Raw genomic sequence first — 22,076 nt, 5'->3', positions numbered from 1 at the left:
TCATCAAACTTCTGGGCTAAATATTATTTTTTCTGATGGGAATCCCTCAGGGAATGATTGGCAACGTATTCGTTTTGATAAAACACCCTCTAAAAATCCTGTCAGATCCTCTGCAATAAATTCTACCTCTGATCCTCTAGAGGGGATAATTGCCATTGTCCAAAGCTCACTATTTTCTGATAAAACAACCCAAAAAAGAGTGTCACCATTATCAGTAACACCAATGGGTAAAAGTCCATTACATTTTGGATATAGAACAAAACGATAGTAATTAGGATCATCATTGATTAATGAGCCGAAGTCTTCAAGGATCTGCTCTTTTTGCTGGAAAAAATTAATGTACTCATTTTTGCTAAAGGGATTAAATAACGTTATAAAATCAGCTACCCGACCTGATCCATATTGCGTAATAAACGCAATATAATCTTTGGGAAAGGCATATTTGTTATCAATTAATGGCCATATCTCTTCTTTTCCATTTTCATATATTGCAAAAGGAATAGGTAGTTGCTGATTTAATGCTGTTAACATCACTTTCTCACTTATTTGAGTTCTATTACACCGTGTAATGTATGGTATTTTAGAGCGAGTATCACTTTTATCATAACCATGCTGATAGTTATCACTCTATTATCCTAATAAACAAACCTATATTAAAAAGAAAATAAACCATGACCACACCAGTACGTACCATTACTTTTATTGATAGTGCTTATCCAAAATCTCATAAAATTACAGAATTTGTCTGGTCAGGTCGATTAGATAAACATGGTCAACTTTGGTTTGATCTTCATCTTAGAAGTGCCGATTACTATTTAAGTGAGGGTGAGGACTATCTGGATGATATCGACGAAGATGAATCAGATGATGAAGAATATACCAGCCTAGCTCACTGGCAAGCTCCCATTGTTTGGGATAATTATCATTGTTGTACGCTCTCCTCAACTTATTGGTCTGACGACCAAGGTATTTTACTTAGTACAGGAAATACGCCGTTCGATTTTGATAACTTTATTACTCATCAATTTACTGTTGATATTGCCCCTCAAATCAATAGTGATACAGATGAGGATGAAGAAAGTGCAGAAGTTCCAGCTTTCAGTATTTATTTATTAGGTCATGATGAATGTAAAAATCATCAAATTCACTTCCAACGTCAACAAGATAATACTTATCACATTAATTGGTCTGGAAAAATCGCACTCTTTTATGCAGGGTTTGATGAGTTTATTCATCAATTCAGTGCACAACTTGAAAACATTCCTTTTGATGGCTTTTATTTCCCTAAATCGTGGGATTTAGATAAAGCAGCACTGGAGTTTAAGAAGGTACTTTCTCATTTTGAGCATTATGAGTTTGCATTAATTAATCCCCAAAGTCAGATTAAACAGTGGAAGCTAAGTTATATCGGTAAAACTTATCCGTAAAATTATCTATTCTTAGTATCAGTATCAAGATCTATTTAGATAAACATTTCTTTAATAATAGGTAATGTTTATCTTTATCAGTTAACTATAATGAACATTATCGTTTTATAAAATAGAAAAAAAATGCTTATTAACACCAAACAATTCTTACGCCACACTCTCTTATACTTTTTAAGCTATTTATTATCTCTATTTTTCAAATAATAAAAATTATATTTTGTTTATATTAGATATTTACTATTTAAATCATAGATTGTGAAATACGCAATCAAACTATATCTATTAAAAGTCAATATCATGTATTATACATCCTATTACTATCTTCTCCTTAGGTACTATAATGTCCAACAATTCGGAAACTGACTATTTCAATAATGAATCAAAAAATATTTGCTTTTATATCATGTTATTAATAGGAGCTCCTAGTTTTCTCTTACCAGAACTCTCATTCTTTACGCTACCTATTATCATGTTTTCATCTATTGCATATTTCCTCTATTTTCTTATTTCTGAAGGGCATGCATCAGAGATTGTTTGGGGAATACTAAAAGGCTTTTTGATCATTATTGTTGCCAGCATTATTCCCATTATTGGTCCTATTATTCTTATTGGTTGGATAATTTATAATATTGCCAAAGCGGTAGACAGTATAAAAAGTCTTTTCCCTGAAGCCGTTTTTAGCATTATTCTCTATGCATGTTTGGCTTACCCTTTAATAGATCGTTTAGCCAGTCGCTATGAAGACAATTATATTCCTCGCATAATCGCAGGGCTTATTTATGTAGTTGTTGCATTTAACTATAATAACCGCTTGAAAAAACAAGCATCATCAACCAAAGATCAACTGTTTAAACTCTCATTAATGTGGATCTCTGCTCCACTTATCGCCATATTAATTATTACCATTGTTTCAGCAGTACGTTCGGCCTTTAGAACCGTGATCAGTACAACTACATCGCCTATTCGCGTGACTCAAAATGTCTCTGGGTATGTACGCGGTGACACTATTGTCAGTAATTACACGCGTGAAGTATCCCGAACAATCACCACGACAACTACCTCAATATTACCTGGAGCGGGTGCAGTTACAGCCTCTGTTGCAGGAAACCTTACCCCAAAACAACAAACTACCACCTCACAAGAGTTACCTGAAATAACCTATATGTCTCTTGCTAAAGTTACCGAATTTGAGACAAATAAAGATCAACATTTTTATCATCATAGTGATTTAGATAATAAAAAAATAACGCACTTCTACCAAAAAGCAATGCATGTATTAGGTGAACCATTATTCAATAAGCAAGATATTCGCTATTATTTTGATGAAACTGTTTTTGGTAAAGGGGATCATGGTGTTGTCTTAACAGAAGAAGGCATTTATTGCGTTCTAAGTAAATTGTATGACTCTTTTTACCTTTGTTATGATGATATCGAGAATGTAATTTTAAAAGGAAAAATATCTAAAGAGATTGTGATTACAGATAAGAATAATGAAATATATACGATCACTCTGACTCAATCGAATAAAGGCGCAGAGAAAATAGCGCAACTTATTCGTGAATTTAGTTGCCTTTTATAATAAGTATTATTCTTTCATCTTCTATTAAGGTAATGAGCAAATTTTAAATCTGTCCATTACCTTACTTTGTTATTAAATAAAAAAATACCTTATTCTCTGCCCTAATAATGCAGATAACTCGCCATCATTCACTGTACATAAAAACTTAAATATCCAACATAGCCATTTGTTTATACAGACATTGTCTATACAATAGACAATATTTATGTTTGTCAGGGAATTACAATGACTGCCTTACCAAGAAAAAAAACATGGCAGATTGTCCTCACTATTATTTTAGTTGGGATAAATTTACGCCCTTTCTTAACTGGCCCTGGTCCTGTTATTGATAATATTATTACCTCAACAGGAATGAGTTATAGCCAAGTCTCATTACTCACTTTATTGCCTATGCTTTTAATGGGGATTGGTGCGTTAATCGTTCCTTTTTTACAGCCTTATATTCAAGTTCGCAAAGGGCTTTTAGTCGCAATGTTGAAGTGATTGTGACTATAGGATTATTTGCACGATTAAATCCTCGTCATTATGCAAAAGCCTATCCCGCAAATCATCCTACTAAATAGCTCCCTATATTTAAGACTCACACAAAATAAGCGCCTTACTTTTTACAAATAAGGCGCTTATTAATAAATATAATCGAATACTACTTATGGAAATGATTAAGCAACGATATGCGTTCCTGTTTCGCCTTTTAAGGCCGAAGCCAGTTTTTCTGGCGTTGTGATAATCACTCTTTTTCCACCCGCGGCTAAAAATGAGAGGCTGGCTTCAATTTTAGGAAGCATACTGCCCGGTGGAAAATGCCCTTCATGCATATATTGTGTCATTTCTTTAACCGACGTTTCACCCAATGCTTTTTGTTCTGGTTTGCCAAAATGAATACAGACTTTTTCAACACCAGTGGTAATGATAAGAATATCTGCATGTAATTCTTTTGCGAGCAATGTTGATGACAGATCTTTATCAATAACCGCATCAACACTTTGGTAATTACCATGTTCATTTTTGATCACTGGAATACCACCGCCGCCCACTGCAATCACGACATAGCCGCATTCTGATAGTGACTTAATTGCTTTAGATTCAATAACATGTTGTGGAGTTGGAGACGCAACAACACGACGATAACCACGACCAGAGTCTTCAACAAAATGCCATTGAGGATTTTCTTGCTTTAATTGCAGCATCTCTTGTGCAGAGAAAAATGCACCAATAGGTTTTGTTGGAGAAACAAAATTGGGATCGTTTTTATCTACTTCAACCTGTGTGATAAGGGTAATTGCTTGTTTATTTTGTTGAACACGAAGCTTATTCGTTAACGCTTGTTGTATTAAATAACCAATACCGCCTTGTGTATCTGCAACACAGTTGGCTAATGGTGTTAATGGTAAACCTTCTTGCACATGCGCTACTTCAGCGCGACGTAAATCAAGCCCTACTTGTGGCCCGTTACCATGAGTTAAAACAATATTATATCCTTCAGCCACCATATCACTAATATGGGCTGCAACCTCTTGTACTGCTTGTTCTTGATGAGCGATAGACTGGCTAGCATTGTCTTTAATAATACTGTTGCCCCCAATGGCAACAACAACGAGTTCTTTCATATTTCACTCTCAATTATATTATTGGCAATTAAAGTAGAAATCACGCAGCTCTACTCTTAGAGGTTGGGTTGATAAGATCGCCATATTCGCTAATCATTTTCCCCATTTTTATTTTTAATGAGATAAACATTATCGTGTTGAACAATATCTATTCATTAATTGCGCAGGATAATAGCAGAGAATGTAAAGAAAACATCTATTACTCAACGTTTCTCTTATTTAATTTCTGGAAATAGAATACGAAAGGAAAAGGATAAAAGGCGTCATCAAATACATCAATAACACCTTATTCAATACAAGTCAGCGGGATTGTTAGTGCTTTTTCATTTTACTATTTGGTCAACATCAGGTTGATAGACATCAGGCATATCAGTAATCAACATATCAACACCCCATTGCTCAAAATCTTTTACTTCTTCAGGATCATTCGGGGTATAACAATAAATTTCATAGCCTGCTTGTTTTAACAATTGTGCTTGTTCTTGTGTAAGATATTTGTAATTACAATGCACACTAAAACCATCAATCGCTTTTAGTGTTTCTAACGCATTATCAGGGATCTCATCCCATAATTGGCCTCTGCGAATAAAAGGCAGGTATCGTTTCATCACAATAAGTGCATGCGTATCAAAAGAGGAAAATAGAATTTGCTCATTCGGAATATCTGCACTTTTTATCATGTCAGAAACCGCTAAACATAAACGCTCAACATCGTCATCAGGCCATGTCTTCAGCTCAATATTGAGCTTTGTTCCTGAGCGCTTAATTAGCTGCAATCCTTGTCTTAAAGACGGGATTTTCTCACCTTGATAGAGTGAACTAAACCAACTTCCCGCATCAAGGCGATGTAAATCATCTAAGGTATGAAAACGCACAGCACCTTGCCCATTTGTGCAACGATTAACTGTTTTATCATGAATAAGCACAGGAACATGATCCGCGGTTAATTGCACATCCGTTTCAATCCATTCGCACCCGAAATCAATCGCCATTTTAAACGCAGCCAATGTATTCTCAGGGGCTTTTCCAGAAAAACCTCGGTGAGCAGCTATCTTCATTTCTCTCTCCTTTTCATTTGTGCCGACATCATGACAACCATTTATGACAGCAATTTGACAGTCATACCATCAATATATCTTCATTTAATTGTCACCCTTTTGTCATAAACAACATTTAGGGTAATTCGCAGATTAGATTGCACCTTTAACTTTCGATTAAAAAGGAAATTCTGCATGTCGATAAAATCAATAACAGGTCTTGCTGTTGTTATGGCGTTATTTACCTCTCCTACACACGCAAAAACACAAATTGAATGGTGGCATGCAATGGGAGGTGCGCTCGGTCAGAAAGTAAATCAAATCGCCTCTGATTTTAACGCCAGCCAATCTGAATATGAGATAAAGCCTGTTTATAAAGGTACTTACGCTGAAACGATGACTAGTGCAGTGGCTTCATTTCGCGCTAAAAACCAACCGGCTATTGTGCAAGTATTTGAAGTGGGTACAGCCAGTATGATGGGCGCTAAAAAAGCTGTTTTTCCTGTTTACCAATTAATGGAAAAAACCAACGAACCTTTTGATCCTAATAGTTATTTATCAACCGTCACGGGTTATTACACCACCAGCGACGGCAAAATGATGTCATTACCTTTTAATAGTTCAACACCGGTGCTTTACTACAACAAAACGCTATTTAAAAAGGCTGGGGTAGAACAACCACCAAAGACATGGAAAGAGATGGAAGTAGTATCTCAAAAATTGCTCAATTCTGGTGTTAAATGTGGATTTACCACTACATGGCAATCATGGACACAAATCGAAAACTTTGGTGCACGCAATAATTTGCCTATTGCGACAAAAAATAACGGTTTCGATGGGTTTGATACTACCTTCCTATTTAACAAAGCGCCTTTCGTGGCTCATATTCAACAAATGGCAGATTGGTCGAAATCCGGTATTTTCAAATATGGCGGACGCCAATCGGATGCAATGCCTCTATTTTATACCCAAGAATGTGCCATGGTGATGGAATCATCTGCGGGTTTTGCTGGTATTAAAGAGAATATGAAAGGTCTTGATATTGGTGTTAGCCAATTGCCTTACGACGATACTCTTGTACAAAAACCAGCAAATACCATTATTGGGGGAGCATCATTATGGGTTATGTCAGGTCGCCCAGATGCCGAATATAACGGTGTTGCCAAATTCTTCACCTATCTTTCAAGCCCTGAAGTTCAAGCCGATTGGCATCAAGCAACAGGTTATTTGCCAGTAACTAAAGCGGCTTATGCGTTAACACAGCAGCAAGGTTTTTATCAGAAAAACCCAGGGGCTGACACTGCAATATTACAAATGACAACCTCAGAGCCTACCGCAAATTCAAAAGGACTACGCTTTGGTAATTTCCTGCAAACTCGAGAAATCATTGATGAAGAGTTAGAAAAAGTGTGGTCAGGAAAACAGAGTGCTCAAGTTGCGTTAGATAATGCGGTTACGCGTGGAAATGATCAGCTACGCCGTTTTGAACGTACTCAACAATAGTCACTTAGATTAGGCGAGCAAAGTAGCTCGCCTTCTGTTTTTATCGATTTATTGGATATTGTATGGCTTCTCAATCCATTTATTTTAAACAAAAATGGTTACCTCTAGCGCTAATTTTTCCTCAATTAGCTATCACGCTTATCTTTTTCATTGTGCCTGCTGGGCAAGCTTTTTTTCAATCATTCCAGTTAGAAGATGCATTTGGGCTTAGTCGGGAATTTGTTGGTTTTGAAAATTTTCAGCGACTTTTTAGCAACCGTTATTACTTTGATAGTTTGGTTACAACGCTTATTTTCAGTACCAGTGTCGTATTTTTATCTATGTTATCAGCACTTGTTTTGGCAGGCATTGCCGAGCAAATTTTGCGAGGTAAACTTTTTTATCGCACCATTTTAATTTCACCCTATGCCATTGCGCCCGTTATTGCGGGTTTTCTTTGGCTATTTATGCTTGATCCCACAATTGGCGTATTAAGCCAACAATTAAAGAAAATAGGCATTCATTGGGATCCCGTACTTAATACACATCACGCTATGTGGATGGTGATTTTAACGGCGACATGGAAACAAGTGAGTTATAACTTTCTGTTTTTCCTCGCCGCCTTGCAATCTGTACCTAAGTCCTTATTAGAAGCGGCGGCCATCGATGGTAGTGGTCCTATTAAGCGCTTTATTACTATCAGTTTTCCTTTAATTTCTCCCACAACCTTTTTCTTACTTGTGGTTAATTTTGCTTATGCCTTTTTTGATACATTCGCCATTATCCACGCGATGACGCAAGGTGGCCCCGGTAGTAGTACATCAACACTGGTTTATAAGGTCTATAACGATGGGTTTGTGGGATTAGATTTAGGCTCTTCCGCCGCGCAATCCGTTATTTTGATGTTTATTGTCGCGATATTAACCATTATTCAATTTCGTTATGTTGAGAAAAAGGTGGCTTACTGATGGTTGAACGTAGACCTTTATTTCATGCTTTCTGCCACTTTATTCTTATTGTCGGCATACTTTCTGTTGCGTTCCCTGTCTGGATTGCACTTGTGGCAACAACACATCAAAACACCGAATTTGCTACAGGCTCTCCTCTTTGGTTTGGTACTGAAGGCATTAATATTTTCAAATCGATATTTTCACAGGCAGGCACCACGCAAAATAGCGCTATCTCAATTAACAGTATGTTATTGAATTCATTGATTATGGCGTTAGTGATCACCATAGGGAAATTAACAATCTCTATTTTATCAGCCTACGCCGTCGTTTTCTTTCGCTTTCCGGGAAGAATGCTCGCCTTTTGGATTATCTTTTTTACGTTAATGTTACCTGTTGAAGTCCGCATTATGCCTACATTTGAGGTGGTCACTAACCTCAATATGTTGAACTCTTATGCAGGTTTAACCATTCCATTAATTGCCAGCGCCACTGCCACTTTTTTATTTCGCCAATTTTTTCTTACCATTACTCCTGAATTAATTGAAGCCGCTAAAATTGATGGTGCAGATCCTATTAAGTTCTTTTTCACTATCTTACTTCCTCTTTCTCGCACTAATATCGCCGCCCTATTTGTTATCACTTTTATTTATGGCTGGAACCAATACCTTTGGCCAATGCTGATTACAACAGATACTCACTACTACACCATTGTGATGGGTATTAAACAGATGGTTGCAGTTTCTGATGGTGTCGTTGAATGGAATAAGATCATGGCGACCACATTAATTGCAATGTTGCCTCCCGTCCTTATTGTCATTTTGATGCAAAGAGCCTTCGTTAAAGGCTTTATTGATACGGAGAAATAACATGACAACTGTCACTCTCACAAATTTAGAAAAGTGTTACCCAAATGGTCATCAAGCTATTTCGAAATTAAACCTTTCTATTGAGCAAGGTGAAATGGTGGTGCTAGTTGGCCCAAGCGGTTGTGGTAAATCAACTTTACTACGAATGATTGCAGGGTTAGAAACCATTACACAAGGTGATTTGTTTATTGATAATTTACGGGTTAATGAGCATGAACCTAGTGAACGTGATATTGCCATGGTGTTTCAAAACTATGCCCTTTATCCTCATATGTCAGTTTATAATAATATGGCATATGGCTTACGTAATCGAAAAACACCAAAAGCCAAAATTGAAGAACTCGTAACAAACGCCGCCCAACTGCTGGAAATCAGCCATTTACTTGATAGAAAACCCAAAGAACTTTCAGGTGGACAACGTCAACGTGTCGCAATGGGAAGAGCCATTGTTCGTGATCCTAAAGTCTTTTTATTTGATGAGCCACTTTCTAACCTTGATGCTAAATTACGGGTTCAGATGCGCCTGGAGATCAAAAAATTACAACGAAAACTCTCCACAACCTCGATTTATGTGACGCACGATCAGGTAGAAGCAATGACATTAGCCGATAAACTGGTAGTTTTAAATCAAGGAAATATAGAGCAAGTAGGTACACCGTTAGATATTTATGAAAGACCAGCTTCCGTGTTTGTGGCAACTTTTATGGGCTCGCCGGCAATGAATATCTTAGATGTTCCAATTAATCATGGTGTGATTGAAATCGCTGATGGACATATTGCTACTTCATCTCAGCATTTTCCTTATCAAGCCATTAAGTTGGGTTTACGTCCTGAACATTTAATGATTAGCCATCAACATCCTCTTTTTCATGTTGATGTTGAGTTTATTGAAGCACTCGGTGCCGATGTTTTAATTTATGCCACGACTTGCGATAAGCAGAAACAACCTCTCGTTATTCGTGCACCAAACGATCATGGTGTGAAAATTGGTAGTAAAGTCGGCCTTACCATTCACCCAGAAAATCTTCATTTCTTTAATGAACAATCAGGGAAACGTATTAATCGCCCTTTTATGCTCATCAGTGAATTAATGGTTTCATAAGGCTTTGATATCATTTTATTCATTTTCAGTTTAATCTGAATAGCGATGTTTTAAACGTCGCTATTTATTTATCACTAAGCAATAAATATTAAAAATATAAAATTTGTCAGAATTAAACAAATAAAACCCACATCTAAAAACAGCGTTCCTTTGATATTATTCCAAATAAATACAAAGCAGCCTCGCTCACACTTAAAGTAAGTGTAATTAAATGATTCATATAATATTCATACTAATAAAACTTACTTCACCCAAGATTAAATTATCAATTAATTCGCTTAAATTTAAAGAAGTTAAATATATTTCTCCATTTGTATTACGCTCGATTAAGAAAAGAGAAAATAATACACTTATGCTGAAAAAAGAGAAAAATATATATTGAGATAATATTTCTCACATAAAATGCCTATATTGCACCGATAGATAAGCACTGCTATTCTTCTGCTCGAATTTGATCTGCAATTATATAAACTGCCAAGCAGAAAAGGACTTAATTAAAAAATGAAAATTAAATTACTTGCTACAGTGATGGTATCAGCAGCACTACTCTCTGGTTGTCAAAACCTCAATACAGATATGCTGACCAAATCAGGAACCCAACTTTTTCAAGCAGCGACATTAAGCGACGATGATATCAAAGCGCTAACGAATGATGCTTGTAAAGAGATGGATGCTCAAAATAAAGTTGCACCTGCAAATAGCACCTACACTAAACGTTTAAATAATATCGCTAAAGCGTTAGGTAATGAAGTTAATGGCACGCCAGTAAACTACAAAGTTTATATGACCAAAGATGTAAATGCGTGGGCAATGGCTAACGGCTGTGTACGTGTTTATAGCGGCTTAATGGACATGATGACAGATAACGAAGTTGAAGGCGTCTTAGGTCATGAAATGGGCCACGTTGCTCTAGGTCATACTCGTAAAGCCATTCAAGTTGCTCACGCAACAGTTGCAGCACGTACAGCGGCAGCATCTGCTGGTGGTGTAGCTGCGCAATTAAGCAGCTCTCAGTTAGCTGAAATGGGAGAAAAACTGGTTAATGCTCAATTCTCTCAACACCAAGAATCAGAAGCGGATAACTTCTCTTATGATCTGCTGAAAAAACGTGGGGTAAGCACCGCAGGTTTAGTCACAGGTTTTGAGAAATTAGCTAAATTAGGTGGCGGTGATTCAAGTATGTTTGACTCTCATCCACCATCAAAAGAGCGTGCAGATAATATCCGTAATCGCATTGCTGAAGATAAGAAATAATTATCTTGCCCCTATATCCCATGATATGGGGGTTTTATTTTCAGGTTTACCCTTTTTACGACTGGCGAAAACTGTTTGTCACATCAGCCAAAAAACGTTGGATCGCTTGTTTTTCACTCTGATCATATTGTTCAAATAATGCAGACCATTTTGCTTGAGATTGTTGATGCAACACCTCATGCGCATGAAAAAGACGCTCCCCCTCAGTTGTTAAGATAAAAAAGATCTCTTTTTGATTGCCCGCCAATTTTATTTTTTCGATCGCACCTTTCTTTTGTAATCGACTGCATATTTTTGAAACTGCGCCTCGAGTCATAGACATATATTCACTGATGGTTGTGAGATTTCTCATACTCTCTTCACCAATACAATGGATCACATGCAGTTCTGTAAGTGAATAATTATCTAACCCATTCTCTTCTAATACTTTTTTATGATCGCTATCAGCTCGTTCATCTTTAAGATGCAAAAAATCACTTAACCCTTTTAACAAGTCTTGTGTTGTCACATTCTCTTTTGCCATTTTGTTTCCTTGGAAAAAATATTTTTAAAAATAGTATCAAAAGTATTTACAACAATCAAAATATCGCTATTATCTATTTTGTTTCTATGGAAACAAAATAACGAAGGCAATATAATGAAATTATCAATCCGCAGTCTGTTTTATCTCATTTGTTTTAGCGCACTACTAGGCTCTTTGGCACAAAATATCTATACCCCTGTACTTCCCTTGATCCAGCAGCTATTTAATACCACGTTATCATTGGTTAATTTAACGGTATCTGCATTTACTTTTGCTATGGCTGTTATGCAACTATTTTACGGCTCATTGATTGATAAATGGGGAAGAAAACCTATTTTGCTCAGTGGGTTAGCCATTTCAACTGTGGGTGCTTTGGGTTGTGTTTGGTCTGATTCTATTGGCGTATTGATTTTTTGGCGTGTGATCCAAGCTGTCGGTATTGCGGCTATTCCCGTGGTTGCAGCAACTATTATTGGCGATCTTTATCAAGGAAACGAGCGCGCTAAAGCGATGGGATCGTATCAAATGTTATTAGCGTTAGCCCCTGCCTGTGGCCCTTTATTAGGTGGATATTTAGCTCAACATTATCAATATCAAGGCATTTTTATTTTCTTGGCCGTTGTCGGTGTCATATTAGTTATTACTCATCTCTTTTATTTACCTGAAACACGTCCAGAACAGAAAGAAGCCTTTAAAAGCGTGTCCGCAATGCGACAAGTGCTTATGGCTCCTGCGGGTAAATCTGTATTTGTTATGAGTTTTATGGTGTTTTATAACTATTTTTGTCTATTAGTGTTCTTACCCTTAATAGCCTTTCATCTCTATCAGCTTAACAGCACTGAAATAGGTGGATTATATATACCTATGTCGATTGCGCTTATCTTAGGTAGCTATCTTTACCGTAGAATTTGCCACCTATTTAGTGCGGAATATGGTGTGATTATTACCTCTGGCATTAACCTGATTATGCTGACATTATTTGCGCTCTTTTGGCAACTCTCATTACCTATCATGCTTGGCTTAACCGTGTTATATGGGCTTTCTTTAGGATTAACCATGCCAACACATACCACATTATTGGCAGGTTATTTTAGTTCAACAAGAGCCACGGCAATGGGAGTTTATAACTTTATTCGTTATTGTGGCATGGCGGCAGGCCCTATGATTTCGGTCTATTTCGTGACTGACAATCACTATGAGTATGTCTTTTATTCTTGTGTGATCTTCACGAGTTTGGCATTGTGTTTCACCATTAAGACCTTAATGTCATCATTAAAAGAAAAAAGACACACTGCAAACTAACAGGATATTTAATGAAACTGACCATTGAAAAACTGACACAGCCTTCAGCACAAGACCGTATTGATCTAGGTAAAATTTGGCAAGATATTCGTTATCAATCAGCCTTAAAAAACGAGATCAATAACGAGAATGTCCTCTTTGTGGCAAGATTTAATGAACGATTATTAGCCGCTTGCTGGGTTAAATTATCGGATAAGAAAGCTGTTATCACCGATTTTATGGTCAGAGAAGTAACACGCCGTCGCGGTGTTGGGCATTATTTACTGACACAATGTTTATCTGCATATCCTGATATTACCCATTGGCAAGCAATAAGCCTATCCGCCGAAGAAAATGGGTATGATATTGCGCATGCTTTTTTAATACACCATCAATTTAGTCCATCACCACAATCTGATCTCTATATCCTAAATAATCCATAATGTTCTTACTCTAAACAATTCATAATGTGCTTACTCTAAATAATTCATTATGTTCTTACTCTAAATAATTCATAATGTGCTTACTCTAAATAATTCATAATGTTCTTACTCTAAATAATTCAAGGTGTAGCTAGGCGACAAATGAATGAGTCGCTAGGAGCATACATAAGTATGTGACTAGTGCGAATGAACGCAGTCAACAACGCTACGACTTGAAGTATGACGAGTAAAGCCTCGCCACATTATAAGCTGTCTCACTAAGATTCCTTTGCGCATGATGAAGTGCATCAGCCAGTGTAGAAACACCCGGTACAATAGAGAAAACGGCATCAATACCCTGCTGATGCACAACATCGTAATCCGGTAAATAACCACCGACTAACGCAATCACAGGAAGGTGGTATTTTTTTGCCAATTTAGCAACGCCTGTCGGTGTTTTACCTTGTGCCGATTGGCTATCCATTCTCCCTTCACCCGTTATGACTAAATCCGCATCCGCAAGATGTCTTTCTAATTCAACAGCTTTTGCTACCAATTCGACACCTTGCGAAAGTGTTGCTTGCGTAAATGCAAGCAAAGGCAGAGCCAATCCTCCCGCCGCACCACTTCCTGCAATATGGATAAGACTGCGTTGCGTCATTTTCTCAAGATAAGTACCAAAATGGTGTAATGCATTATCAAGTTGCGCAATATCGTCTTTGGTCGCTCCTTTTTGGGGGCCAAAAATAGCGGATGCTCCTTTTTCGCCACACAATGGATTAGTGACATCGCAAGCAATCTCAATTTCAACATGTTTTAGCTTAGGATTAAGCTTCGTGATATCAACAGAGTAAAGTTGAGCTAATGAGAGTCCACCAAAGGGCAAAGATGTACCAAACTTATCTTTAAGGCCAAGACCGAGTGCTTGCATCATTCCTGCACCAGCATCATTAGTGGCACTTCCACCTAATCCTAAAATAATTTTTTTAACACCCATTTCTAGTGCGGCATTAATTAATTCACCCGTACCATAACTGGTCGTTAAATTGGGATCACGTTGAGATGAAGGAATAAGATGAAGACCAGAAGCTTGTGCCATTTCAATCACAGCCGTGGTGTTATCACCTAAAAGTCCCCAAGTTGCGGTCACTTGTTTACCTAAAGGCGAACATACTTGTGTCGAGATAAAACGGCCTTGTGTTGCATCCACCAGCGATGTCACCGTTCCTTCACCACCATCTGCCATGGGAATGCAACAATATTGCGCATTGGGTAAATAACGTGAAAAACCCTGTTTTATTGCCATAGCAACTTCTTTCGCACTTAAACTTTCTTTAAAAGAATCAGGGGCGATAACTATTTTCACGTTCTTTTCTCCAAGTCATAAAAAAAGCGATATTTTCATATCGCTTTTATAACATACTCTACTTTATGGGAGCGTGTGCTTAGTTTGAAATGTGATTAATCTTCAATCGCTAAACGCAATTTCTTCATCGCATTTTTTTCTAATTGACGAACACGCTCGGCAGAAACACCGTATTTTGTCGCCAAGTCTTGCAATGTCGATTTGTTATCATCATCTAACCAACGAGCACGAATAATATCTTGGCTACGTTCATCAAGAGTTTCAATTGCTGACGTCAGTTTATCTGTTGCATGATTATCCCAGTTATCTTCTTCAATGCCGTCGGCAAAGTCAGAAGACTTATCTTCTAAGAAGAGTACAGGAGCAATAGGATGTGAGTCATCACTATCATCAGCGGTCATATCAAATGCCATATCTTGTGCTGACATTCGTGATTCCATTTCTCGGACATCACTTTCTGATACACCTAATTCTCTTGCAACAAGCTCTACTTCGTCTTGATTAAACCACCCTAAACGCTTTTTATTTTTTCGCAGATTAAAAAATAGTTTACGTTGTGATTTTGTGGTTGCGACTTTCACGATACGCCAGTTGCGTAGCACATATTCGTGAATTTCAGCTTTGATCCAATGCACCGCAAAAGAGACAAGTCGAACACCCACTTCTGGGTTAAAACGACGAACCGCTTTCATCAAACCAATATTACCTTCTTGGATAAGATCAGCTTGTGGTAAGCCATAACCTGAATAGCTGCGAGCAACATGAATAACGAAGCGCAGATGTGAAAGGATAAGCGTTCTTGCTGCATCCAAGTCACCATCGTAATGCAGCCGTTCAGCGAGTTCCTTTTCTTCCTCTGCGGTTAACATCGGATAGGAATTGGCTGCACGTATATACGCTTCGATGCTGCCTTGCGGAACCAATGCTAAGGATTGCATTTCTTTTGTCATTCAAATCCTCATGAAAATCAAATAAATAATTAAAATTATCGCTGTAAGGGAAAGTAGATGAGCCTTTTAAATATAGCTTAAATAGGAAGTCAGTTAAGGTTTTTCACGATGTGTTTTTATCATAACGACTATTTGACCAGCATAAAGACTAAAGGTTCATCTCGCATCTATGTTTACATATCTTTGTACTTTTCTATCACAGAAGCAAATATGACTGTTGCCTTATCGTAGAAAAGAGTGAGTGCATTATTATGCCAGAGACGGGGCGTTGATAAAATGGCTGGGTGACGATATTAACGTAACCCAGCTTGATAAAAAAAATATCTTCTCATTATTTAGAGGATAAGTATAAAAACGCTCTAATTCATTATTCCGGTGTGAATTGACGCAAATGCTGCATTGTCGTCAACCATGCAGCAAGCCAGCCAATTGTCATAGCAACTAGAATAAGAATGATGGATTCATCAAAACCCAGTCCTGAAATGGAAAATGAAGTCCCAAACACAGTTGCGGCTTGAGTCACCACATCAGAGAGTTTCCACACCAGTAAAGCTGAAAAGATCAGAGCAAATACAGCACCAATAAAGCCGAGGATCAATCCCCAATTAAGGAAAGGACGCATAATAAAACCGTCGGTTGCACCAATTAGCTTCATCACATTAATAGTGTCACGGCGACTGAAAATATTGAGGCGTACACTGTTACCAATCACCAATAACAGGGCAACAACCATCAGTGTACCAATCACCAAAGCGATTTGCCCGACTAATGAAGTTAACGTTGAAAGCCGAGTAAACCAGCTATCATCCATTCTTACTTCGTCAACACCGGGTATTTTCGCCACGGTATCACGTAAATTCACCATTAATTGTTGATCGCTAGGCTCCATAACGGGTGTCACAATTGCAACCGCAGGTAATGGATTCTCTTCTAACATATCTAACGCACTACTAAAGCCAGCCCAAGAACGAAATTCCACTAGCGAATCTTGTCGTGACAGATAGTTAACATCTTCGACTTTTTCTAAGGCTTCTATTTTTTTGATCGTGGCTTCAGCTAATGAATCATCAAGAGATTTATCAAGATAAACCGTTAATTGTGGTGTTGGATACCATTGTTCTGCCGCAGTTGAGACATTCTTCCAGACAATATAAAAGATACTAGGCAAGGTGAGAGAGATAGCGACAACCATTACCGTTAAAAAAGAGGAGAGCGGTTGGCGTAAAAAATCAGCCATTGTGTTACGCCATGCATAGCGCCACTGTTCTCGTCTTCCCCCTTTTAGCGCCTTGGTTTTTGCACCTGGCGTTGGCATTGATTTACGGGAACTTTTTGCTTTAGCCATTTTGTCCTCCCACCATTCTGCCTTGCCCTAATGTAAGAATGCGATAGTTTCTGCGTTCTATCAGAGACATATCGTGCGTCGCCATTAACACTGTGACACCAACACGGTTGAACTCTTCAAAAAGGCGCATGATACCTTCTGAAAGCTCACCATCAAGGTTACCTGTTGGTTCATCTGCGAGTAAAACCGTCGGTTTATTCACAACAGCGCGCGCAATACCGACACGCTGTTGTTCACCGCCAGAAAGTTGAATAGGGTAATTTTTGGCTTTATCTAATAGCCCTACTTTATCTAAAGCGGCTGAAACTCTTCTCCGAATATCCTCTTCACTCGCGCCAGCAATAATCAGGGGAAGAGAAACATTGTCATAAACCGTTCTGTCCATCAATAAGTGGTGATCTTGGAAGATCATCCCAATTTGACGACGCAAAAAAGGGATCTCACTATTTTTTAGTCTACTGATATCATGACCAGCAAACCAAATAGCGCCATCACTTGGGCGTTCTATTCCACAAATTAACTTAAGCAATGTACTTTTACCGGCGCCAGAGTGACCCGTTAAAAAAGCCATTTCACCAGGGCGAAGATGAAAATCAACCCCCTGTAATGCTTGTCTTCCACCTAAATAAGCCTTGCTGACGTGTTCGAAGCGGATCATTAAAACTACTCCTCGCGGGCAAACAGAGCCTCAATAAAATCGTCGGCCTTAAACGGACGTAGATCTTCAATACCTTCACCTACCCCGATATAACGGATAGGAATACTAAACTGATCAGCAATAGAGAAGATAACGCCCCCTTTTGCTGTACCATCGAGTTTAGTCAATGTTAAGCCAGTTAGCCCAACTGTTTCATTAAAGAGTTTTGCCTGACTAACTGCATTTTGTCCGGTACTTGCATCTAACGTCAGCATCACTTCGTGTGGTGCTTCTTCGTCTAATTTCTTCATAACACGAACGATTTTTTTCAGCTCTTCCATTAAATGGGATTTATTCTGCAACCGTCCTGCGGTATCAGCAATAAGAACATCGACACCTTTTGCTTGAGCTGATTGAATTGCATCAAAAATAACAGATGCAGGATCAGCGCCAGTATGTTGTGCCACAACAGGGATATTATTGCGCTCACCCCAAACTTGTAACTGTTCAACAGCCGCCGCTCGGAATGTATCACCCGCAGCTAACATGACAGATTTACCTTCAGCTTGGTATTGTCGCGCTAATTTTCCGATTGTGGTTGTTTTACCAACACCGTTAACACCAACCATTAAAATAACAAAAGGTTTTTTACCTTCAATATTTAATGGCTTATCAACTTTACTTAAAATATCGCCCATCTCTTCACGTAATTTTCCGTAAAGTGCTTCAGCATCTTTAAGATCTTTATGAGTGGCGTGTTTGGTCAGGCTAGTGATAATTTTAGTGGTGGTTTCCATACCCACATCAGCAATTAAGAGTTGTTCTTCTAACTCTTCAAAAAGCTCATCATCAATTTTCTTACCACGAAATAGACCAAGGAACCCTGAACCTAAGTTCTGGCGAGTTTTCAGTAAACCTTTTTTCAGTCGGCTAAAAAAACCTTCTTTCTTAGGTTTCTCTTGTTCAACAACTTTATCTGCCAATACTTCTTCGCGTAAAGATTCAATATCTTCCGCTTCCGCTTGCGCAATAGCGAGACGTTCGTTTTCCTCTTCTTGCGCTAAACGTTGAGCTTCGGCTTCTTGAGCCAAACGCTCTTGTTCTAAACTCGCCGCTTCTTGGCGTTGCGCTTCTTCTAAACGCGCTTGTTCCGCTTTTAGCTCCGCTTGGCGCTGGGCTTCTTCTTGCGCAAGGCGTTGAGCTTCGGCTTCTTGAGCCAGTCGTTCTTGTTCTAAACGTACTGCTTCTTGACGTTGTGCTTCTAAACGTTCTTGTTCCGCTTTTAGCTCCGCTTGGCGCTGGGCTTCTTCTTGCGCTAAACGTTGTGCTTCGGCTTCTTGAGCCAGTCGTTCTTGTTCTAAACGTACTGCTTCTTGACGTTGTGCTTCTAAACGTTCTTGTTCCGCTTTTAGCTCCGCTTGGCGCTGGGCTTCTTCTTGCGCTAAACGTTGTGCTTCGGCTTCTTGAGCCAGTCGTGCTTGTTCTGCATGCTCTGCCTCTAAACGCGCTTGCTCCGCCTCTATTTCTGCTTGGCGCTGGGCTTTTTCTTGTTCTAAACGTTGTTTTTCAGCTTCTTGTTCCAATCTATCTTGCACAACACGTTGCGCTTCTTGGCGCTCTGCTTCTAAACGTTCTTGTTCTGCTTCTAATTGCGCTTGGCGAGCCGCTTCTTCTTGCGCCTCTTTTGCCAAACGTTCTTGTCCTAAACGCTCTTCTTCTAAGCGTTGTTGTTCTTTCTCTTGCTCAATATTTTCTTCTTTGTTACGCCCAAAACCGAGCCACGAGAAAAAACCTTTTTTTTCTTTTGCCATTAGCTACTAAACTCCTCGCACTAAATCATGGCGCGAATACATTGACGATATTGAAAATAATAATGAAGTCTATCATTTGATCATGGATAAACGCATCTTTTATACGAATTTTATGGTAAATTATTGCGGATTAAATCAAGGGAAGTCATCGAGATAACAATAGACACGAATTCCCTATTCCAAAAGACACTCCAAAACTCACGTTTAAACGATATAAATCAAAATAATATGGCCAAAAAACCACAAAAAGCCCCAATGGGACAAATCAGAATAATTGGGGGAAAATGGCGTGGTCGTAAACTTCCTGTTCTCGATAGCCAAGGATTACGACCAACAACGGATAGAGTGAAAGAAACGCTCTTTAATTGGCTAATGCCTGTTATCCAAGATGCCCGTTGCCTCGATTGTTTTGCAGGAAGCGGTGGTTTAGGTATTGAAGCCCTTTCTCGCTATGCTCGTGAAACCACGTTTATCGAATATGAACGTGCAGTTGCCCAACAAATTACCACAAATTTAACCTTACTAAAGGCAGAGAATGGGCATGTCATTCAAGACAGTGCATTATCATATCTCGCCAAACAAGGTTCACCTTATAATGTCGTTTTTTTAGATCCTCCTTTTCATAAAGGCATGTTGTCAGACACTATCCAATTATTAGAAAATAACGGTTGGTTAGCGCAAGATTGCTATATTTATATTGAGGAAGAAGTTAAAGCACAGACTTATACAATTCCGACTCATTGGACATTGCATAGAGAGAAGATCGCAGGACAAGTCGCGTATCGTCTTTATATTCGCAGTCTATCTGCTTAATTTTTTATGGAGCTGCTATGTTAATCTTTTTTGGCCGATTTTTAATGGTCGGTGTTTGGGGCTTTCTATTTTTAAATATTATTTCCCCGTTTCCTAAGCCTTTAAAATATTTTATGGATATCGCTATGATTTTTATGGTGATTATGCATGGTTTACAAATTGTCATGTATAAAGCAGGACAACCAAAAGATCAAAAACCATCAACGGCACTACAATTTCGTATTTTCTTCTTTGGTATTTTTGAGCTATTAAAAATACAAAAAGAGCTACGAAAAGAGTACGAAGACAAACAGAAAAATAAGACCAAACAATAGCCGTAAATATTGTTATATCCTCGCAATTATCTGGGGTCGATATCAACCCCAGAGGTTGCCAACTTTATGAATATATTATTTTATTTATTATTTTGCTCATTACTTGGCATATCTGTTTCAAACTTTATAAAACGACTGCCCTGCATAAATAAGCGCCCTTTCATTTCGGATTCAATATTTTGATAAGCTGATTTATCAATCTTTAACACTAAATCTTTACGAGAGTCAGTAGTTAAACGAAATGTCACTTGATAATAATGTGTTATTTCTGGGCCAGTGATATCATTTTCTCTTGAGCGCCGTTCATTTGCCGCAACTTCTTTTTTATCAACCACTTCCACCATATAGAGTTTAACGGGTGCATTATCATCACTTATCCGCTGTTTTCTTTGTTCAAAGAAACGATAAGTTGCTGACGCTATAATAATGATCAGTACCGCAATTCCTATAATAGCCGCTTTATTCATTACATTAATTCCTATCGTTATATGGATTAAAAAACAGTGTGCTTTATATTATTTTAATAAGTCCATCAGTTTCGTCATTAACCGCTATTCTTAAATTAATCTTTCTGTTATGAATAATAAAACCGTTTTGAATATAAGGAAGATATTATGAGTTGGCCTTTTCTCGCCGTATTATTCTCCGGATGGCTTTATATCGATGCCGCATATCGAGGCCCTAATTGGCAACGATGGTTGTTCCGTCCTATCACGCTACTTCTTTTATTACTTTGGGCATGGCAAATTCCCGAACACAGTATTAATAGCTACCTTATTGTAGGTGCATTATTAGCAACTCTACTTTCTGATATCTTAAGAATGTTTGATGGTAAGTATTTACTACCATCCCTTGCCTTGGTTTTTCTAAGCTACATACTTTATCTGGTCAGCTTTTTATTACCACTGCAACTCTCTTTCTATCTTCCTTTACTTGGATTCGTTATTCTTGCTTTCATTATCATTTTAGCCATTGTTTGGACTAAGCTCGATAAATTAGCCATTCCAGCCTCTCTCACTTTATTAGCCGCATTTGCTATGTTTTGGATTGCTGGTGAAAAATTTTTCTACTTAAGCAATGATTACAACTTATCAGTGATGATAGGTTCATTATTGTTAGTGATCGCTTACTCTATATGGCTAATCAACCGCTTCCGCTTCTCATTTTCGGCTTCTAAAGGGCTTGTCAGTGCCTGTTATTTTATTGGGCATTTCTTCATCGTTAGAGCTTTATTCCTTTAGCATCCATTAACCCCTTGTTTTTACAAAATAGAATAAGGGGTTAATTTTTTGACCTAATTCGCACTTTTT

General features: G+C 38.1%; 22 protein-coding genes and 1 pseudogene. 13 read left to right on the top strand and 10 right to left on the bottom strand.

From position 1 onward, the window contains the following. Positions 1-3 precede the first annotated feature (3 nt). Positions 4-531, bottom strand: a complete 528-nt coding sequence (locus CBE70_RS14855) for an SMI1/KNR4 family protein (protein WP_100159934.1) — start codon at positions 529-531, stop codon at positions 4-6. Positions 532-671: 140 nt separating this feature from the next. Between CBE70_RS14855 and CBE70_RS14850 the strand changes: the two genes are divergently transcribed. From CBE70_RS14850 to CBE70_RS14840, 3 genes and pseudogenes are all read left to right on the top strand, one after another. Beyond that, a complete protein-coding gene (locus CBE70_RS14850; RefSeq protein WP_100159933.1) occupies positions 672-1,427 on the top strand; it encodes a hypothetical protein in 756 nt (251 codons plus the stop codon). Positions 1,428-1,767: 340 nt separating this feature from the next. After that, on the top strand, positions 1,768-3,006 hold the full coding sequence (locus CBE70_RS14845) for a hypothetical protein (protein ID WP_100159932.1): 1,239 nt from the start codon (positions 1,768-1,770) through the stop codon (positions 3,004-3,006). Between the two features lie 225 nt (positions 3,007-3,231). Then, positions 3,232-3,483 (top strand): annotated as a pseudogene (locus tag CBE70_RS14840) (MFS transporter); the annotation flags it as partial. Between the two features lie 182 nt (positions 3,484-3,665). Here CBE70_RS14840 and CBE70_RS14835 read toward each other — a convergent pair. Next, positions 3,666-4,613: a carbamate kinase family protein gene (locus CBE70_RS14835; RefSeq protein WP_100159931.1), complete on the bottom strand. Its 948-nt coding sequence runs from the start codon at positions 4,611-4,613 to the stop codon at positions 3,666-3,668. 323 nt (positions 4,614-4,936) lie between these two features. Next, the gene (locus CBE70_RS14830) at positions 4,937-5,671 is read right to left on the bottom strand and encodes a glycerophosphoryl diester phosphodiesterase (RefSeq protein WP_100159930.1); all 735 of its coding nucleotides are present in this window, start codon (positions 5,669-5,671) and stop codon (positions 4,937-4,939) included. A gap of 174 nt (positions 5,672-5,845) precedes the next feature. On the opposite strand from CBE70_RS14830, the gene ugpB reads away from it, so the two are divergent. From ugpB to loiP, 5 genes are all read left to right on the top strand, one after another. Next, positions 5,846-7,153 carry a sn-glycerol-3-phosphate ABC transporter substrate-binding protein UgpB gene (gene ugpB, locus CBE70_RS14825; protein ID WP_100159929.1) on the top strand — a complete coding sequence of 436 codons (1,308 nt, stop codon included), beginning with the start codon at positions 5,846-5,848 and terminating at the stop codon, positions 7,151-7,153. Positions 7,154-7,215: 62 nt separating this feature from the next. After that, positions 7,216-8,100, top strand: a complete 885-nt coding sequence (gene ugpA / locus CBE70_RS14820; RefSeq protein WP_100159928.1) for a sn-glycerol-3-phosphate ABC transporter permease UgpA — start codon at positions 7,216-7,218, stop codon at positions 8,098-8,100. Then, positions 8,100-8,948 carry a sn-glycerol-3-phosphate ABC transporter permease UgpE gene (ugpE, locus tag CBE70_RS14815; protein WP_100159927.1) on the top strand — a complete coding sequence of 283 codons (849 nt, stop codon included), beginning with the start codon at positions 8,100-8,102 and terminating at the stop codon, positions 8,946-8,948. The genes ugpA and ugpE overlap by 1 nt, the downstream gene beginning before the upstream one ends. Before the next feature lies 1 nt (position 8,949). Next, the gene (locus CBE70_RS14810; RefSeq protein WP_100159926.1) at positions 8,950-10,050 is read left to right on the top strand and encodes a sn-glycerol-3-phosphate import ATP-binding protein UgpC; all 1,101 of its coding nucleotides are present in this window, start codon (positions 8,950-8,952) and stop codon (positions 10,048-10,050) included. Between the two features lie 501 nt (positions 10,051-10,551). Further along, positions 10,552-11,304, top strand: a complete 753-nt coding sequence (loiP, locus tag CBE70_RS14805) for a metalloprotease LoiP (protein ID WP_100159925.1) — start codon at positions 10,552-10,554, stop codon at positions 11,302-11,304. 55 nt (positions 11,305-11,359) lie between these two features. Here loiP and CBE70_RS14800 read toward each other — a convergent pair whose 3' ends face one another. Continuing rightward, the gene (locus CBE70_RS14800; RefSeq protein ID WP_100159924.1) at positions 11,360-11,827 is read right to left on the bottom strand and encodes a MarR family winged helix-turn-helix transcriptional regulator; all 468 of its coding nucleotides are present in this window, start codon (positions 11,825-11,827) and stop codon (positions 11,360-11,362) included. Positions 11,828-11,941: 114 nt separating this feature from the next. Here CBE70_RS14800 and CBE70_RS14795 point away from each other — a divergent pair, with 114 nt between their 5' ends. Both CBE70_RS14795 and panM read left to right on the top strand, forming a co-directional pair. Further along, positions 11,942-13,129, top strand: coding sequence for an MFS transporter (locus CBE70_RS14795; RefSeq protein WP_100159923.1), 1,188 nt, complete (start codon positions 11,942-11,944; stop codon positions 13,127-13,129). Positions 13,130-13,140: 11 nt separating this feature from the next. Next, complete coding sequence (gene panM, locus CBE70_RS14790; RefSeq protein WP_100159922.1) at positions 13,141-13,551, top strand: aspartate 1-decarboxylase autocleavage activator PanM; 411 nt, start codon at positions 13,141-13,143, stop codon at positions 13,549-13,551. Between the two features lie 205 nt (positions 13,552-13,756). Here panM and CBE70_RS14785 read toward each other — a convergent pair whose 3' ends face one another. From CBE70_RS14785 to ftsY, 5 genes are all read right to left on the bottom strand, one after another. Then, a complete protein-coding gene (locus CBE70_RS14785) occupies positions 13,757-14,896 on the bottom strand; it encodes a glycerate kinase (protein WP_100159921.1) in 1,140 nt (379 codons plus the stop codon). Positions 14,897-14,991: 95 nt separating this feature from the next. Beyond that, positions 14,992-15,846: an RNA polymerase sigma factor RpoH gene (gene rpoH / locus CBE70_RS14780; protein ID WP_023583733.1), complete on the bottom strand. Its 855-nt coding sequence runs from the start codon at positions 15,844-15,846 to the stop codon at positions 14,992-14,994. Between the two features lie 367 nt (positions 15,847-16,213). Then, positions 16,214-17,191, bottom strand: coding sequence for a permease-like cell division protein FtsX (gene ftsX / locus CBE70_RS14775; protein WP_100159920.1), 978 nt, complete (start codon positions 17,189-17,191; stop codon positions 16,214-16,216). After that, on the bottom strand, positions 17,184-17,849 hold the full coding sequence (ftsE, locus tag CBE70_RS14770) for a cell division ATP-binding protein FtsE (protein ID WP_023583735.1): 666 nt from the start codon (positions 17,847-17,849) through the stop codon (positions 17,184-17,186). The genes ftsX and ftsE overlap by 8 nt, the downstream gene beginning before the upstream one ends. A gap of 5 nt (positions 17,850-17,854) precedes the next feature. Next, entirely contained in the window at positions 17,855-19,639 is a 1,785-nt protein-coding gene (gene ftsY / locus CBE70_RS14765) for a signal recognition particle-docking protein FtsY (protein WP_100159919.1), read from the bottom strand. Between the two features lie 228 nt (positions 19,640-19,867). Between ftsY and rsmD the strand changes: the two genes are divergently transcribed. Both rsmD and CBE70_RS14755 read left to right on the top strand, forming a co-directional pair. Beyond that, positions 19,868-20,452, top strand: a complete 585-nt coding sequence (gene rsmD, locus CBE70_RS14760; protein ID WP_100159918.1) for a 16S rRNA (guanine(966)-N(2))-methyltransferase — start codon at positions 19,868-19,870, stop codon at positions 20,450-20,452. Between the two features lie 17 nt (positions 20,453-20,469). Further along, a complete protein-coding gene (locus tag CBE70_RS14755; protein WP_100159917.1) occupies positions 20,470-20,766 on the top strand; it encodes a DUF1145 family protein in 297 nt (98 codons plus the stop codon). A gap of 80 nt (positions 20,767-20,846) precedes the next feature. Here CBE70_RS14755 and CBE70_RS14750 read toward each other — a convergent pair whose 3' ends face one another. Next, positions 20,847-21,233: a DUF2500 family protein gene (locus CBE70_RS14750; protein ID WP_198585729.1), complete on the bottom strand. Its 387-nt coding sequence runs from the start codon at positions 21,231-21,233 to the stop codon at positions 20,847-20,849. Positions 21,234-21,380: 147 nt separating this feature from the next. Here CBE70_RS14750 and CBE70_RS14745 point away from each other — a divergent pair, with 147 nt between their 5' ends. Next, positions 21,381-22,007: a lysoplasmalogenase gene (locus CBE70_RS14745; RefSeq protein ID WP_100159915.1), complete on the top strand. Its 627-nt coding sequence runs from the start codon at positions 21,381-21,383 to the stop codon at positions 22,005-22,007. Positions 22,008-22,076: the final 69 nt, after the last annotated feature.

Origin of the sequence: Proteus columbae (genome assembly GCF_002777965.1) — a bacterium.
GTDB lineage: Bacteria > Pseudomonadota > Gammaproteobacteria > Enterobacterales > Enterobacteriaceae > Proteus > Proteus columbae.
This window is presented reverse-complemented; position numbering and strand designations above follow the sequence as displayed.